Here is a 14,770-nt window from a genome sequence, read left to right on the forward strand (position 1 = left end):
CCGCTCAGAAATCGTAGTCGGGGTTGTCGATGTCGAAGTCTTTTGCGCCGAGCCCCGGCGCGAGGTTCCACTGGCGGAAGCGGTAGTGCTCCATTAGCTGGCCGTTCTGGTGCCAGAAACGCACTTCGGTCGGCATCGCCAGCGCCTTGTCGAAGCACAGCTCGGCGGCACCGATCGGATACGGTGCGTTCTGCTCTTCACGGCCGATGCCATCGCGGTGCAGACACAGCGAGGCTTGGCCGTCGACGTCGCGCTCGGTGGTATCGGGGGCGTCGATCGTGCCGCTGGCCGCGCGGCGCTGGATGTCGGCCTTGAGCATCGCCGCCATGTTGTAGACGCCGGCCTGACGGATCGGCCGCAGATTGCCTTGGCGCGCCAGCGATCCATCCGGGTCCAGCGACAGCGTGGCGATGCCGAGCAGCCCGCCTTCGTGGACCTTGATCTTGCCGTCGTAACGATCGCTGCACAGGATCACTTCGCGGCCCTGATTCGGCTCAGCGATCCATTTCATATAGCGGCAGTCGGGGCTGCGGGTCTGCTTGAGCAGCAAGGTTTCGGCCGGCGACAGCGTGCCGCCGATGCGCTGCTGCTTGGTCATCACCACCTGATAACCCGGCAGCGCGTCGACCTGGTCGACGAAGCGCTGCACCAGCGAGCGCACTTGCTCGGGTACTTCACGGGCGGCCGGCAGCGGGCTGCGCTCGCTGGCGTTGGCCACGGCCGACAAGCCGCCGATCACCGCGGCTGCCAACATCGACAGGCGCGGCGCGCGCATCAGACCGGGTCCGCTACGCGTTCGAGGCCGAGCCGGTAATAGCGCGCCGCCTCGTCCGGGTTCTGGGTCTGCTCGGCCAGTTGGGCCAGCGCCAGATAAGTGGCCGGCGCCGGCTGGATGCGCGCCGCCGATTCCAGATAGCTGCGCGCCTTGCCCCAGAGCTTGTTTTGCAGGCAGGCCTGACCGGCGGTGACCAGCAGTTCGAGGCGCTCGCCGTATTGCGTCAGCCATTGTTCGATCGACGCCAGCCGGGTTACGCCGTCGCTGCCGTGCAAATGGCCATAGAGCGTCACCAGCTCGCCATCCCACTGCTGGCGCAATGCCTCGCCGACCAGCGCGGCGGCATCGGCGTCGGCATTGAGCCGGTGCAATGCGCGGGCGTAGCGCAGGCGCAGCGCCGGCTGCTGTCGCTGCGCCGGCTCGCTGGCATCCCATAAAGCCTTGAGCCGGTCGAGCTGCGCCGTCGCTTCGGCCTGGGTGATCAGTTCGGCCGTGGTGCGATCGAGCAGGGCCTGACGTCGTTCCGTGGTCAGTGCCGCCGTCTTGGCGGTCTCGACCAGCAGGCCGCGCAGGGCCTGCCAGTCGCCGAGGCCTTCGAATGCACGGGCCAGCAGGTCGATTGCATAAGGGTGCTGCGGGTCTTTTTCGCGCAGGTGCAGCGCGGTGTCGCGCGCCGGCGCGTATTCGGCCCGTTCCAGCTGTAGCTCGGCTTGGGTCAGCAACACGGCAAAGTCGTGGCCGCTGCTGGCATTGGCCGCCAGTTGCAGATAGTGGTCGCGACGCTCGGGGGCGCCGAGACGCTGCGCGGCGCGGGCAGCGCCCAAGTAGTTCAAGTGCGAGGCATGATGGTCGGCCGCGCGCCGTACCAACTCGATCTCGGCACGCTGCCAGTTGCCTTCCAGCAGCCGCAGCAAGCCTTCTTCGAACGTGTCGCGGGCGCGCTCCTGGCGGCGGCGGTCGAGCAGCCGCTTGATCGCGCCGGGCAGGCGCACGCCGGCCAGCAGCAGCCGCAGGCTCCAGACCACGGCGGCGAGCCCGATCAGCAGCGTGGCGAACAAACCCAGCAGCGAGGTTTCGACGATCCAGGGACCGTAGTTCATCAGCACGTAGCCGCCGTCGGCGCGCAGCAGCCAGGCGATGGCAGCGCCGACCGCCAGCGCCACGATCAGCAGCAGCCAGGAGCGGATCACGGCGGCGCCGATTCGATCGCCTGACGCAGCAGCGTCAGCGACTCGCTCAGGTCGGGTGCCGGGGCCGACAGCTCCAGGCTCTGCAAGCGCTCGATTTCCGCCAGCGACGCTTCGACGCCCGGATCGCCGTTGCGGAAGAAGCGCCGCAGCCAGTCGGCCGCCGATCCCAGCGATTCGCGCAGGCTCGCGGTCTCGCCGCGCAGCAGCGCCACGCGCGCCGATTCGAGCTTGAGAATCAGCACGTGGACGATCACCGCTTCATCTTCGGGCGGCAGCAGGCGCAGGTTGCCGGCCTTATCGTCGCGACGGACGACGAACAGATTGGCCAGCGCGGTGCGGATCGCATCGCCGATGCGCTGATACCAGGCGGTATCGACCGTGGCCGTGTCTTGTGCCGCGCTGTTGCCGCCGCGCAGGCCGCCGCCGAACACGCGCGGCTCGATCCGCGCCCGCAGCGGCAGCGTCGCCGCGCGGTCGATCAAGCTCGACAGCGTTAGCGAGGCCGAGGTCAGGTCGGGGCGCGGCAACGCTTGCAGCGCGGCGCGCTCGCGGGCAATCGCCTCGCGTACCCGGAACAGGCGGGGATCGTTCATCGTGCCCAGACGCTGATCGGCAATCTGCAGCGCCAGCAGCGCCGAGCGCACGTCCTGCTGCAGCAGCAGTCGGTCACTGGCCAGCAGCAGCAGTTGCTCGACCGAAGCCAGTGCAAAGCGCGTCCGGCCGCCTTGCAGCTCTTCGGTGATGCGGCCCATCAGCTGCTCGCTGTTGTCGATGCGGCCCTGCAACGCCGCCAGATCGCTGCTGGCGCGCTGCATCACGCGGGCGAGGTCCGACTGACGCGTCGCGGTCTGCGAGCCCTGGTTTTCCAGCTCGGAGGTCATCCGCATCAAGCGACGCAGCGCGTGATCCTGGGCTTGCAGCAACGCGCCCTGGTTTTGGCGCAGGTCCCACAGCAGCCAGCCGCCGTAGCCGAGTGCACCGGCCAGCACCACGACCAGCAGCCAGGCGACGATGCCGCTGCTGCGCGATGGCGCCGCGACAGCGGGCGGTGGCGGTGGGCTGTCGCGGGTCGCGGAGCGGGACGGGTCGGCGGCATCGCCGGCCGCGCCGGGTTCGCGGACCATCTTGGTGCCGATGGCGATCGGATCGGGCGTGGTCATGTCGGAATCCGGTTTTCGCTGCGCCTGCCATTGGCACAGGCAACGGACGATCGCCTCGTCGCTGACCGCCTCGGGCAGCAGCGGGTCGGCAAAGCCGAGCGCCAGCGCCTGCTCGCGGATGCGCGCGCTGGGCACGATCAATTGCAGCGCCCGCAGCAGCGGGCGCATCGGCTCCGGCGTCAGTGCCCACAGCCGGTCCAGCGTCTGGCCGCTGGTGATGACGATCGCATCGGCGATCGCCAGCTCGGATTCGATGCGCTCGGGTTCGTGCTCGACCGGCCGGCGCCGATACAGCGTCAGCGTGTCGACCGTCGCGCCGCGCGCCTGCAGCGTCGGTGCGATCAGCTCGCGGCCGTTTTCGCCGGTGATCAGCAGGAAACGCTGACCGTCGATCTGCTGCAGGCCTTCGAGGGCCAGCAGCGTTTCGCTGGACGCGGGCTCCTCGGGGACCGCGGCACCGGGATGGCCCGCAGCATCCAGTGCCGCAGCCGTGGCGGCGCCGATCGCATACAGCGGCGGCCAGCGCGCGTCGGCGATGTCAATTTCCGCGGCATAGCGCACCGCGTTGGCGCTGGTGAAGAGCCAGCCGGCGTCATCGCGGTGTGCGTCGAGCGTGGCGCGTGTGGCCGCATCGTCGCCGCTGGCCTCGACGGCATACAGCGGCAGCCGCGCCGCTTGCGCGCCTTGGGCTTCGAGCAGCAGGCACAGCGTGCCGGCCTGCAGGTCGGGCCGGGTGACGATGATGCGCAGGCCGGACAATGGCAGCGCGTCGGCGCGGGCTCTCATACGAGCACTCCCAGCCGTTGCAGGATCGTGCCGGCGCCGTCGGCCAGCAGTCGCTGTGCCAAGGCCACGCCGAGCGCTTCGGCCTGGTCGGCCGGGCCGCGGATTTCGTCACGCACCTGTTGAGTGCCGTCGGGGTCGCCGACCAGCGCCTGCAAATGCAGCGTGCCGTCAGCGGCAATCCGTGCATGGCCGGCCACCGGCACCTGGCAGGCGCCGCCGAGGCGCGAATTCAGCGCACGCTCGGCGCGCAGACGCTGGGTCGTCGCCGGGTCGTGCAGCGGCGCCAGCAAGTCGCGCGTCGCGTGGTCGTCCTCGCGGCATTCAATGCCGATCACCCCCTGGCCGATCGCCGGAATGAAACGTTCGACGTCGAGGAATTCGCCGATCCGCGCTGCAAGCCCGAGCCGCAGCAGGCCAGCGGCGGCCAGCAGGATCGCGTCGTAGTCGCCGTCGTCGAGCTTGCGCAGCCGGGTGCCGACGTTGCCGCGCAGCGGCGAGATCCGCAGATCGGGCCGCAGCCCGCGCAGCTGGGTCTGACGGCGCAGGCTCGACGTGCCGACGTGCGCACCTTGCGGCAGCTCGGCGATCGAGCGGTAGCGGTTGGACACGAACGCGTCGCGCGGGTCTTCACCGGCCAGGAACGCGCTCAGCACCAGCCCCTCGGGCTGTTGCGCGGGCACATCCTTCATCGAATGCACGGCGATGTCGGCGCGCCGTTCGAGCATCGCTTGTTCTAGCTCTTTGACGAACAGACCCTTGCCGCCGACGGCCGACAGCGGGCTGCCGAGCAGCTGGTCGCCACGCGTGGTCATCGGCACCAGTTCGACGCTCAGCGCCGGGTGCAGGTCCTGCAAGCGACGCTGCACGTGGTGCGCCTGCCACAGCGCGAGCGGCGACTCGCGTGTGGCGATGCGGACGCGGGTCGCCGTCGCCGCCATGCTCAGACGACTTCGGCGGCGCTGCTGATGATCTTGCCGACGAGGCCGTATTCCTTGGCTTCCTGGGCGCTCATCCAATGATCGCGTTGCGTGTCGGCGGCGATGCGCTCGACGCTCTGACCGGTTTCCTTGGCGTAGATCTCGTTCAGACGCTGGCGCATCCGCACGATTTCCTTGGCCGCGATGGCGATGTCCGACGCCGTGCCGCCCATGCCGCCAGACGGCTGGTGCAGCAGGAAGCGCGTATTGGTCAGCGCGTAGCGGTTTTCGGGCTTGGCCGCGCTGTAGATCAGCGAGCCGGCGCTGGCGCACCAGCCGGTGCCGATCATCCGGATTTCGGGCTTCACGAACTTGATCATGTCGTAGATCGTGTCGCCGGATTCGACGTGTCCGCCCTGGCTGTTGATGAAGATCGTGATCGGGTCCAGCGACTCGGCCTGCATCGCCAGCAGCCGGCTGGTGACCGCTTCGGCGAGCTTCTGGTTGATGCCGCCGTAGATCAGGATCGTGCGCGCCTGGAACAGGCGCTCTTCGAGCGCGTTGGGGCGCTTGGGCGTCACCGCGTCGGCCTTGTCGTCATCGGCGGCGATGATGGGGTCCAGCATGGGACAAACTCCTCGGGGTCATGTCGCCCATCTGCTACGGGCAAGGAGCGACATATTAGGCAAACTTGCGCCCGCGTGACGGTTTGCGCGCCGACGACCCCCGTCGGCGCGCGCGCCGGGCGCCTCAGCCGTCGGTGAGAAAGCGCCGCACTTCGGCCAAACGACGGCGCGACACCGGCAACGGTTTGCTGGCGTGCTTCATCTTCAGCCAGTGGTGCTGCTCGCCGCCGCGCTCGCGCTCTAGGCTGGCGATGAAGCGCGTCGCCACCAGCGCCTTGCGATGGATGCGCAGGAACCAGGGCGCAAAGTCGTCTTCGAGCGTCTTGAGCGATTCTTCGATCAGCACTTCGCCGTGCAGATGGCAGACCGTCGTGTACTTCTGGTCGGCCAGGAAGTAGACGATGTCATCGACCGGAATCCGCACCAGGCCTTCGCGCGTCGTGGCCAGGATGTGTTCGCGCTTGGGGCGCTCGCCGGCGGCCGGCACGGTGGCGGGCGACTTCTGTGCGCGGGTCGGGCGGCGTGCGCGCAGCAGCGCTTCCTTGAGCTTTTCGACACGGATCGGCTTGAGCAGATAGGCGTCGGCGTTGGCGTCGAAGGCCGACAGCGCGTGTTCTGAATAGGCGGTCGTGAAGATGATCGCCGGCGGCGGATCGTATTCCGCCAGCTGGCGGGCGACCTGCAGGCCATCGACGCCGCCCATGCGGATGTCGAGCAGCACCAGGTCGGGCTCTTCGTTGTCGACGACCTCCAGCGCGGTTTCACCGTCACCGGCTTCGCCGACGATCTCGTAACCCGGAAACTCCGACAGCAGACGGCGCAGGCGCTCGCGCGCCAACGGTTCGTCATCCACGATCACCACTCTCATCGCGCAACTCCTCCCTGTGCAACGGCCTGGACACTGGGGGAGCCGGCTCGCCGGTGGCGCTATGTCGGCAGAAACAGCCTTGCCTTGTATAGCCCGTCGTCGATGCCAAGTTCGACCCGCCCACGCTCACCGTAAATGAGCCCGAGGCGACTCGCAATGTTGTCGACGGCCACTTGGTTGCCGCTGTGTGAACCACCGACGCGGACCTCGTCCTGCGGTGCCAGCGGATTGCTGACTTCGATGATGATTTCGTTACGGTCGCGGCGCACGCTGACCTGGATCGTGCCGCCGTCGCGGCGTTTGGACACCCCGTGATGCACCGCATTCTCGACCAGCGGCTGAATGATCAGCGACGGCACCGGGTGGTTGAGCAGGTCTTCGGGCACGTCCCAGTCGACTTGCAGGCGCTCGTCGAGCCGGGCCTTCTCGATCCGCAGGTAGGCGTTGCAGATGCTGATTTCGTCGACCAGCGGCGCCATCTGGCCCTGCTTTTCGAGGCTGGCGCGGAACACGTCGGCCAAGTCTTCGACCAGACCCTCGGCTTCAGCCGGGCGCACGCTGATCAGTGCGGCCAGGCTGTTGAGCGCGTTGAACAGAAAATGCGGCCGGATGCGCGCGTTCAGCGCCTGATAACGGCTTTCGGATTCGGCGCGGACCTGTTCGCGCCACTGGTGGCGCGTCCAGAAGTAGCGCAACAGCAGCACGGCGACGATCGCCGCGATCGCGCTGTGGCGCATCACGAACCACAGCCGCGGTTCATTGGGGTCCAGCACGCCCCAGCGCGGGTTGGTGCCGACCATCCAGGCCAGATTCGACAACACCATCACCGCAATCACCAGCGCCGCCCAGCAAACGAAGAACACCAGGCCCGGCCGCGCGATGCTGAGGAAGCGTCGCAGCCAGCACAGGCTGGCCGCGCTGCACAGACCGATCCACTGCAGATACAGCGACAGCAAGCCGAGGCGCTGGATGAAGCCGCCGGTGCGCACACTGGCGCTGAGCGTGAAGCACAGCGCCACCAGTTCCATGGCCAGCGCCAGCGACAAGGCCACTGGCAACGTGCAGAAATTGGGAATCAGGCGAACGCGGGTCGCCGGATTGGACTGGACTTGGAGCATGGTTCCGGCGGTGGACTGTGAACACGGTCCGCAAGCGGACGACCTGCGTATTGTAAGCCGCAGCTTACGGAGATCGTCCCCGCGCTGGCTCCATCGGGTTGGCGAAGGCCGCCGCTGGTCGGCCGCTATACTGCCCGGCCCGACGCCGTAATCCGTCTTTTCTTCCCGAAACCGCATGAGCCAGCCCGACAACAAGAACCGCATGTGGAGCGGCCGCTTCAGCGAATCGACCTCCGAGCTGGTGGCCGCATTCAGCGAATCGGTCAGCTTCGACCAGCGTCTGTACCGCCAGGACATCGCCCAAAGCACCGCGCATGCCCGGATGCTGGCGCGCGTCGGCGTGCTTAGCACCGCTGATGCCGATGCGATCACCGCCGGTCTTGAACAAGTCCGCGACGAGATCGAGCGCGGCGCCTTCGTGTGGAAGACCGAGCTCGAAGACGTGCACATGAACATCGAGGCGCGGCTGACCGAAATCATCGGCGACGCCGGCAAGCGGCTGCACACCGGCCGCTCGCGCAACGACCAGGTCGCCACCGACATCCGGCTGTACACGCGCGATGCGATCGACCGGCTGCTGCCGCTGATCGACACGCTGGCCGACGGCCTGCTCGGCCTGGCCGAGGCCGAGGCCGACAGCGTGATGCCGGGCTTCACGCACTTGCAGATCGCGCAGCCGGTGACGTTCGGGCATCACATGCTGGCCTGGCGCGAACAGATCCTGCGCGATCGCTCGCGGCTGGTCGATGCGCGCGCACGGCTCAACGTGCTGCCGCTGGGCAGCGCCGCGCTCGCCGGCACCGTCTATCCACTGGATCGTCACTACGTCGCCGAGCAGCTGGGCTTTGCCGCGGTCAGCGAAAACTCGCTGGACGCCGTGTCGGATCGCGATTTCGCCATCGAGTTCTGCGCGGCCGCCGCGATGATCCTGGTGCACCTGTCACGCTGGAGCGAGGAGCTGATCATCTGGTCGACGCCGATGTTCGGCTTCGTGTCGCTGCCCGACCGCTTCTGCACCGGCAGCTCGATCATGCCGCAGAAGAAAAACCCCGATGTGCCCGAACTGGTGCGCGGCAAGACCGGGCGCGTGATCGGTGATCTGAACGCGCTGCTGGTGCTGATGAAGGGCCAGCCGCTGGCGTACAACCGCGACAACCAGGAAGACAAGGAGCCGTTGTTCGACGCGATCGACACGGTGACGATCTGTCTGCGCGTCTATGCCGAAATGGTGCCGCACATCGTCGTGCGCCGCGACGCCTGCCGCGCCGCTGCCGCCAAGGGGTTTTCGACGGCCACCGATCTGGCTGACTACCTGGTCGGCAAGGGCCTGCCGTTCCGCGACGCGCACCACGTCGTCGGCGCCGTGGTCGGTTATGCGGCGCAGCATCAGCGTGATCTGGCCGAGCTGAGCCTCGACGAACTGCGCCGCTTCTCATCGGCGATCGAAGCTGATGTACATCAGCACATCACGTTGGAAGCCTCGGTCTCGGCGCGCAAAACCTATGGCGGCACCGCGCCCGACCAAGTGCGTGCTGCGATTGCGCGCGCGCGTCGTGCCCTCGCGCAGCGGAGTCCGCGATGATCGTGCTCGTCACCGGTGCCAGCGCCGGCTTCGGCACGGCGATCGCCCGTCGTTTCGCGGCCAGCGGCGCTCGCGTGATCATCGCGGCGCGCCGCCGTGAGCGGCTCGACGCGCTGGCCGCCGAGTTGGGCGATGCCGCCTATCCGTTGGAACTCGATGTGCGCGACCGTGCATCGGTCGAGCGCGCGATCGGTTCGCTGCCACCGCCGTGGTCGTCGATCGATCTGCTGGTCAACAACGCCGGCCTTGCACTGGGCTTGGAGCCGGCGCACCGCGCTTCGCTCGATGATTGGGAGACGATGGTCGACACCAACTGCAAGGGCTTGATGACGGTGACGCGCGTTGTATTGCCGGGCATGGTCGAGCGCAATCGCGGGCACATCGTCAACATCGGCTCGACGGCCGGCGAATGGCCCTACGCTGGCGGCAATGTGTACGGTGCGACCAAGGCGTTCGTCCAGCAGTTTTCGCTGAACCTGCGCGCCGATCTTGCCGGCACCTTGGTGCGGGTATCGAACGTCGAACCCGGCCTCTGCGGCGGCACGGAGTTTTCGAACGTGCGGTTTCACGGCGACGATGAGCGCGCCGCCAAGCTCTACGAAAACGCCAATGCGCTGCGCCCGGAAGACATCGCCGATACGGTCTACTGGATCGCGTCCTGCCCGCCGCATATGAACGTCAACACGATCTCACTGATGCCGGTGTCGCAGTCGTTCGCCGGCCTGTCGGTCAGCAAGAAGCCCTGATGCCAGCGCCGCTGCGCTGCGGCTTGGACGAGGCGGTCGATCGGATCATCACCGAGCTCGGCAAGGACATCCGCATCGGCGTACCGCTGGGCTTGGGCAAGCCGGTGGAGCTGATCAATGCGCTGTACCAGCGTGCTCAGCGCGACGCGACGCTGCAGCTGACGGTGCTGACCGCGCTGTCGTTGGAGCGGCCGCAGCCCAAGGGGCTGGAAGCCGCGCTGCTGACGCCGTTTCTGGATCGTGTGTTCGACGGCGTGCCGGTCCTGCAGTACGCCGTCGACCAGACCGCGGGACGCTTGCCGCCGAACGTGCGCATCGTCGAGTTCTTCATCGCGCCGGGCAGCCGGCTCAACGATCTGCAAGCGCAGCGTGACTACATCAGCACCAACTACACGTTTGCTGCGCGCGACGTGTTTGGCCAGGGCTGCAACCTGGTTGCGCAGATGGTCGCGCAGCGCCAGACCGAGCAGGGTGTTTGCTTCAGCCTAAGCAGCAATCCGGATACCGGGCCGGAATTGATGCGCCTGCTGCGTGCCGCGCAGGCAAGCGGCACGCGACGCAGCCTGGCCGTTGCGCTGGTCAACCCGCAGCTGCCGTACATGAGCGGCGATGCCGAAGTCGCCGAAAGCAGCTTCGATATCGTGCTCGACGATGCCGCGTACGACCGCGCGCTGTTCTCGACGCCGAAGACGCCGGTGGGCATCGCTGATTATGCGATCGGCTTGCAGGCATCGACGCTGGTCCGCGACGGCGGCACCTTGCAGATCGGCATCGGCAGTCTCGGAGACGCGATTGCGCATTGTCTGCGGCTGCGCCATGTCGACAACGCGGCGTACTGCAGCGCGGTCCAGGCGCTGCTGACACAACCGCAGCAGACCGAGCTGGCCGCGCGCATCGGCGGCACCGCGCCGTTCGAGCTGGGGCTGTACGGCGCCAGTGAAATGTTCGTCGACGGTTTTTGGGAGTTGATGCAGGCCGGCGTGCTCAAGCGCGAGGTCTATGGCCATGCGGCCTTGCAGCGCGTCGTCGAACGCGGTCATCGCACCGTGGATGCTGCGCTGCTCGATGCGCTGGTTGACGAGGGTCTGCACTACATCGGCGAGCGAGACCTGAGCGTACTGCAGCATCACGGCGTGCTGCGCGCCGATTGGCGCTATCAGCAGGGCGAACTGCAGGGTGACGATGGCGAGCGGGTGTCGGCCTGCCTCGTCGACCCGCCGTCGCGCGCCACGATCGCGTCACGGGGCCTGGGTCCGGGCCTGCAACGCGGCGTGGTCATGCACGCCGGATTCTTTTTGGGGCCGCGCCGGTTCTACGCGGCGCTGCGCGATATGACACAGGCACAGCGCGACCGGATCGCGATGACCGGCGTCGAGCACGTCAACCAGCTCGACCTCGATCCGCCGCTGTATCGCGCGCAGCGGCGGCATGCGCGCTTCATCAATACCGGGATGATGGCGACGCTGTCCGGCGCCGTGGTGTCCGACGGTCTTGCTGATGGTCGCGTGGTATCGGGCGTCGGTGGCCAGTACAACTTCGTCGCGCAAGCGCATCAGCTACCGGATGCGCGGTCGATTCTGCTGGTGCGCGCGGTCCGCGAATCCGGTGGCCAGGCAACCAGCAACATCGTGTTCAACTACGGCCACTGCACGATCCCGCGTCATCTTCGCGACATCGTCATCAGCGAATACGGCATCGCCGATCTGCGCGGCAAGACCGACTGCGATGTTGCCAAGGCGATGATCGGCATCGCCGATTCGCGCTTCCAAGCCGAGCTGCTCGCGCAAGCTCAGCAAGCCGGCAAGATCGAACGCCAGTGGCAACTGCCGGCATCCCATCGCTACAACACACCGCAGCGGCTGGCGGCGCTGCTCGGATCACGCCGCGACGTATTCCCGGTGTTTCCGTTCGGTCATGAGTTCACGGCACAGGAGCTACGCCTGGCGCAGGCGCTCAAGGCCGTGCAGGCGCGTGTGGCAGCGCTGCCGCGTTGGCGTTTGCTGATCAAGGCGGCTCGATCGCCAGCGGTGGTCGACGACGGTGTGATGGCCGATCTGCGGCGCGTGCAACTGCAGGCGCCGCGCGGCTTGCAGCAGCGCGTCGCGCGAGCCTTGTTGATCGAAGCGCTGCAGCAGAATCCCGGCGACGCCTCTCAAGTCAGATAGGTGTAGCCCGACAAGCCGGCTTCCAGCTCAGCCAGCAGCGCCGTGCGTTCCGCTTGCGGCAGGTTCAGGCTCGCCATCTTCTTGCGATAGCTCTGCGCCAGTTCTTCGGGCACCAGATGCACGTAACGCAGTAGCTCATCGGTGCGGTCGCCGTGCTCGGCGCCTTCCAGATGCCAGCCTTGGGGCGCGCGCTCGTCGAGCACGACGTTGACCGCATTGGTGTCGCCGAACAGGTTATGGATGTCGCCGAGGATTTCCTGGTAGGCGCCGACCATGAACAGCGCGATCAGGTACGGCTGACCTTCTTCGAGCGGGTGTACCGCCAGCGTCGGCATCACGCCTTCGCGGTCGACGTAGCGGTCGAGTCGGCCGTCGGAGTCGCAGGTCAGATCGCAGAGCCGCGCCCGCAGCGCCGGCTCCTCGTCGAGCCGATGGATCGGCAGGATTGGAAACACTTGCTCGATCGCCCAGGCATCGGGCACCGACTGGAACACCGAGAAGTTACAAAAGTACTTCGCCGACAGCTTTTCGCTCAGTCCTTCATCGGCGTCGCGCTCGGCACGGATGCCGCTGTCGAGGCGCGGCTGCACCAAACGTGCGACGGCAAAGTACGCGCGCTCGGCCCAGGCGCGCTGCGCCAAGCTCAGCAGGCCTTCGGTGTACAGCGCTTGGGCTTCACCGAGAAACTGCGCGGCTTCGTGCAGCGACTCGATCGGACCGCGCGTATCGATGTCGGTGATCAAACCGTGCAGCTCCAGCAGCACGCTGGGTGCATCAGCGCCGGGCGCTTCAATCGCCGACGTCGGTACCACTTCCTGGTCGATCACGCTGGTGATCAGCACCGCGTGGTGCGCCGTCAGCGCACGGCCGGATTCGGAGATCACGTTCGGCTGCGGCTCGCCGGCTTCGATGCAGACGTCGCGTAGTGTGCGCAGGATGTTGCGCGCGTATTCGCGCAAGCCGTAATTCATCGAGCAATGGCTGCGCGAGCGCGTGCCTTCGTAGTCGACGCCCAGGCCGCCACCGACGTCGACGACGTCGATCGGCGCGCCGAGCCGGCGCAGCTCCACATAGAAGCGCGCCGCCTCACGCAGACCGCGCGCGATGTCCTGCACAGCGGCGACCTGCGAGCCAAGATGGAAGTGCACCATGCGGATCGAGTCGATCCGCCCGGCATCGCGCAGCATCTCGACCGCTTGCAGCACTTGCGGCGTCGTCAGACCGAACTTGGCCTTCTCGCCGCCGGTATTCTGCTGCGTGCTCGACGAATCCGCCGCCAGGCGCACGCGCAGGCCGATCATTGGCGCCACGTCGAGCGCACGCGCTTCTTCGAGCACGATCGGCAGCTCCGACAGTTTCTCGACGACGATGTAGACCGAGTGGCCGAGCTTTTGGCCGATCAGCGCGCGGCGGATATAGCCGCGGTCCTTGTAGCCGTTGCAGACGATCAGGCTGCCGCTTGGCGCAAGACCAAGCACCGCGGCCAGCTCCGGCTTGCTGCCGGCTTCCAGCCCGACGCGCGTACCGCCGTGGCGGACGATGGTCTTCACCACGTCGGCCTGCTGATTCACCTTGATCGGATATACGGCCGTGTAGCGGCCTTGGTAATGCAGCGCTTCGATTTCGTGGGCGAACGCGCCGGTCAGGGCGTCGATGCGGTCTTCGAGAATGTTGTTGAAGCGCACCAGCACCGGCAGGTCCAAGCCTTCCAGCGGCAGTCGCCGCGCGATCTCGTACAAGTCGATCGCCGGGCCCTCGGCGTCGCGGAACGGCCGTACCAGTACATGGCCGGCCGACGGGCCGGACTCGGCGACATCGAAGTAGCCCTCGCCCCACTGCGGCAAGTTGTAGCGTTCGCGGGCGCGGGCGGCGGACCAGACAGGCTTGGGCATCGGATCGTCACTCAAACAAGATGATGGGCCTTTATACTCGCGCCCTGATTGCAGACCTACTTACGTTACGAGAGCGCGACATGGCACTGGATAGCAGCTGGTTCACCGAACCCGTCGAGGCCACCGGCACGGCATTTTCGCTCAAGCTGGGCGAAAAGCTGCACGAAGAGCAGACGCCGTACCAGAAGATCGAGATCTTCCGGACCGAAACCTTCGGCTACCTGATGTCGATCGACGGCTGCACGATGGTGTCGACCCGCGACAACTTCCTGTACCACGAGATGATGTCGCACGTGGCGCTGAACTCGCATCCCGACCCGCAGAACGTCGTCGTCGTCGGTGGCGGCGATTGTGGGACTTTGCGGGAGGTTTTGAAACACCCGGAAGTCCGCAAAGCGACGCAGGTCGAGATCGACGAACGCGTCACGCGCTTAGCCGAACAGTATTTTCCTGAGCTGTGCACCGCCAACAACGATCCGCGCGCCACGCTGTTCTTCGGCGACGGCATCCAGTGGATGAAGGATGCAGCGCCCGGCAGCATCGACCTGATCATCATCGATTCGACCGATCCGGTGGGTCCGGCCGAAGGTCTGTTCGGCAAGAAGTTCTATCTGGACTGCCTCAAGGCGCTCAAGCCCAACGGCATGCTGGTGCAGCAGTCCGAATCGCCGCTGCTGCATCTGCCGCTGATCAGCGAAATGCATCAGACGATGCGGGTCGCCGGCTTCGCCCAGACGCATCTGTTCACGTTCCCGCAGCCGCTGTATCCGTCGGGCTGGTGGTCGGGTTCGATCGCCTGCAAGTCGGCCGGCGCGCTGGCCGAACGCCTCGATGCCAGCGCTGTGCAGGCGCTGGATGCGCAGTACTACAACGCAGCGATTCATCGCGGCGCTTTCGCGCTGCCCAACTACGTGGCCAAGGCGCTGGCCTGAGCCGGATCGGAAG

At 66.9% G+C, this 14,770-nt stretch carries 12 protein-coding genes; 4 read left to right on the forward strand and 8 right to left on the reverse strand.

Translation table 11 applies throughout. The features are described from left to right. Positions 1 to 4 precede the first annotated feature (4 nt). The 7 genes from BUB09_RS04410 to BUB09_RS04440 form a co-directional block, all read right to left on the reverse strand. Positions 5 to 775 (reverse strand): DUF1571 domain-containing protein, encoded by a 771-nt coding sequence (locus BUB09_RS04410; RefSeq protein ID WP_072894686.1) that lies wholly within the window; start codon positions 773 to 775, stop codon positions 5 to 7. Continuing rightward, a complete protein-coding gene (locus BUB09_RS04415; RefSeq protein ID WP_072894689.1) occupies positions 775 to 1,965 on the reverse strand; it encodes a heme biosynthesis HemY N-terminal domain-containing protein in 1,191 nt (396 codons plus the stop codon). The genes BUB09_RS04410 and BUB09_RS04415 overlap by 1 nt, the downstream gene beginning before the upstream one ends. Beyond that, positions 1,962 to 3,911, reverse strand: a complete 1,950-nt coding sequence (locus BUB09_RS04420) for a uroporphyrinogen-III C-methyltransferase (RefSeq protein ID WP_072894692.1) — start codon at positions 3,909 to 3,911, stop codon at positions 1,962 to 1,964. The genes BUB09_RS04415 and BUB09_RS04420 overlap by 4 nt, the downstream gene beginning before the upstream one ends. Then, positions 3,908 to 4,849, reverse strand: coding sequence for a hydroxymethylbilane synthase (hemC, locus tag BUB09_RS04425; protein ID WP_072894695.1), 942 nt, complete (start codon positions 4,847 to 4,849; stop codon positions 3,908 to 3,910). Before hemC ends, BUB09_RS04420 begins: the two co-directional genes overlap by 4 nt. Before the next feature lie 2 nt (positions 4,850 to 4,851). Then, entirely contained in the window at positions 4,852 to 5,454 is a 603-nt protein-coding gene (locus BUB09_RS04430) for an ATP-dependent Clp protease proteolytic subunit (protein ID WP_072894697.1), read from the reverse strand. A 124-nt stretch (positions 5,455 to 5,578) separates the two neighbouring features. Continuing rightward, on the reverse strand, positions 5,579 to 6,322 hold the full coding sequence (locus BUB09_RS04435; RefSeq protein WP_072894700.1) for a LytR/AlgR family response regulator transcription factor: 744 nt from the start codon (positions 6,320 to 6,322) through the stop codon (positions 5,579 to 5,581). A 59-nt stretch (positions 6,323 to 6,381) separates the two neighbouring features. Further along, positions 6,382 to 7,440 carry a sensor histidine kinase gene (locus BUB09_RS04440; protein WP_072894703.1) on the reverse strand — a complete coding sequence of 353 codons (1,059 nt, stop codon included), beginning with the start codon at positions 7,438 to 7,440 and terminating at the stop codon, positions 6,382 to 6,384. A 175-nt stretch (positions 7,441 to 7,615) separates the two neighbouring features. On the opposite strand from BUB09_RS04440, the gene argH reads away from it, so the two are divergent. Genes argH through BUB09_RS04455 form a run of 3 tightly spaced genes read left to right on the forward strand, consistent with a single transcriptional unit; the run spans position 7,616 to position 11,933 of the window. Continuing rightward, complete coding sequence (gene argH, locus BUB09_RS04445) at positions 7,616 to 9,022, forward strand: argininosuccinate lyase (protein ID WP_072894705.1); 1,407 nt, start codon at positions 7,616 to 7,618, stop codon at positions 9,020 to 9,022. Continuing rightward, positions 9,019 to 9,768: a bifunctional NADP-dependent 3-hydroxy acid dehydrogenase/3-hydroxypropionate dehydrogenase YdfG gene (gene ydfG / locus BUB09_RS04450; RefSeq protein ID WP_072894708.1), complete on the forward strand. Its 750-nt coding sequence runs from the start codon at positions 9,019 to 9,021 to the stop codon at positions 9,766 to 9,768. The genes argH and ydfG overlap by 4 nt, the downstream gene beginning before the upstream one ends. Further along, positions 9,768 to 11,933, forward strand: a complete 2,166-nt coding sequence (locus BUB09_RS04455) for an acetyl-CoA hydrolase/transferase C-terminal domain-containing protein (RefSeq protein WP_072894711.1) — start codon at positions 9,768 to 9,770, stop codon at positions 11,931 to 11,933. Before ydfG ends, BUB09_RS04455 begins: the two co-directional genes overlap by 1 nt. Here BUB09_RS04455 and speA read toward each other — a convergent pair. Then, positions 11,921 to 13,825 (reverse strand): biosynthetic arginine decarboxylase, encoded by a 1,905-nt coding sequence (gene speA / locus BUB09_RS04460; RefSeq protein ID WP_072894714.1) that lies wholly within the window; start codon positions 13,823 to 13,825, stop codon positions 11,921 to 11,923. The genes BUB09_RS04455 and speA overlap by 13 nt on opposite strands. 80 nt (positions 13,826 to 13,905) lie before the next feature. Between speA and speE the strand changes: the two genes are divergently transcribed. Continuing rightward, complete coding sequence (speE, locus tag BUB09_RS04465; RefSeq protein ID WP_072894717.1) at positions 13,906 to 14,757, forward strand: polyamine aminopropyltransferase; 852 nt, start codon at positions 13,906 to 13,908, stop codon at positions 14,755 to 14,757. Positions 14,758 to 14,770: the final 13 nt, after the last annotated feature.

Origin of the sequence: Hydrocarboniphaga daqingensis, assembly GCF_900129825.1 — a bacterium.
Taxonomy (GTDB): Bacteria; Pseudomonadota; Gammaproteobacteria; order Nevskiales; family Nevskiaceae; genus Hydrocarboniphaga; species Hydrocarboniphaga daqingensis.

Coding starts and splice junctions, on each gene's coding strand:
- BUB09_RS04435 (WP_072894700.1), bottom strand. CDS start 6,322: ATGAGAGTGGTGATCGTGGATGACGAACCGTTGGCGCGCGAGCGCCTG.
- speA (WP_072894714.1), bottom strand. CDS start 13,825: ATGCCCAAGCCTGTCTGGTCCGCCGCCCGCGCCCGCGAACGCTACAAC.
- ydfG (WP_072894708.1), top strand. CDS start 9,019: ATGATCGTGCTCGTCACCGGTGCCAGCGCCGGCTTCGGCACGGCGATC.
- BUB09_RS04430 (WP_072894697.1), bottom strand. CDS start 5,454: ATGCTGGACCCCATCATCGCCGCCGATGACGACAAGGCCGACGCGGTG.
- BUB09_RS04410 (WP_072894686.1), bottom strand. CDS start 775: ATGCGCGCGCCGCGCCTGTCGATGTTGGCAGCCGCGGTGATCGGCGGC.
- hemC (WP_072894695.1), bottom strand. CDS start 4,849: ATGGCGGCGACGGCGACCCGCGTCCGCATCGCCACACGCGAGTCGCCG.
- BUB09_RS04440 (WP_072894703.1), bottom strand. CDS start 7,440: ATGCTCCAAGTCCAGTCCAATCCGGCGACCCGCGTTCGCCTGATTCCC.
- BUB09_RS04420 (WP_072894692.1), bottom strand. CDS start 3,911: ATGAGAGCCCGCGCCGACGCGCTGCCATTGTCCGGCCTGCGCATCATC.
- speE (WP_072894717.1), top strand. CDS start 13,906: ATGGCACTGGATAGCAGCTGGTTCACCGAACCCGTCGAGGCCACCGGC.
- argH (WP_072894705.1), top strand. CDS start 7,616: ATGAGCCAGCCCGACAACAAGAACCGCATGTGGAGCGGCCGCTTCAGC.
- BUB09_RS04455 (WP_072894711.1), top strand. CDS start 9,768: ATGCCAGCGCCGCTGCGCTGCGGCTTGGACGAGGCGGTCGATCGGATC.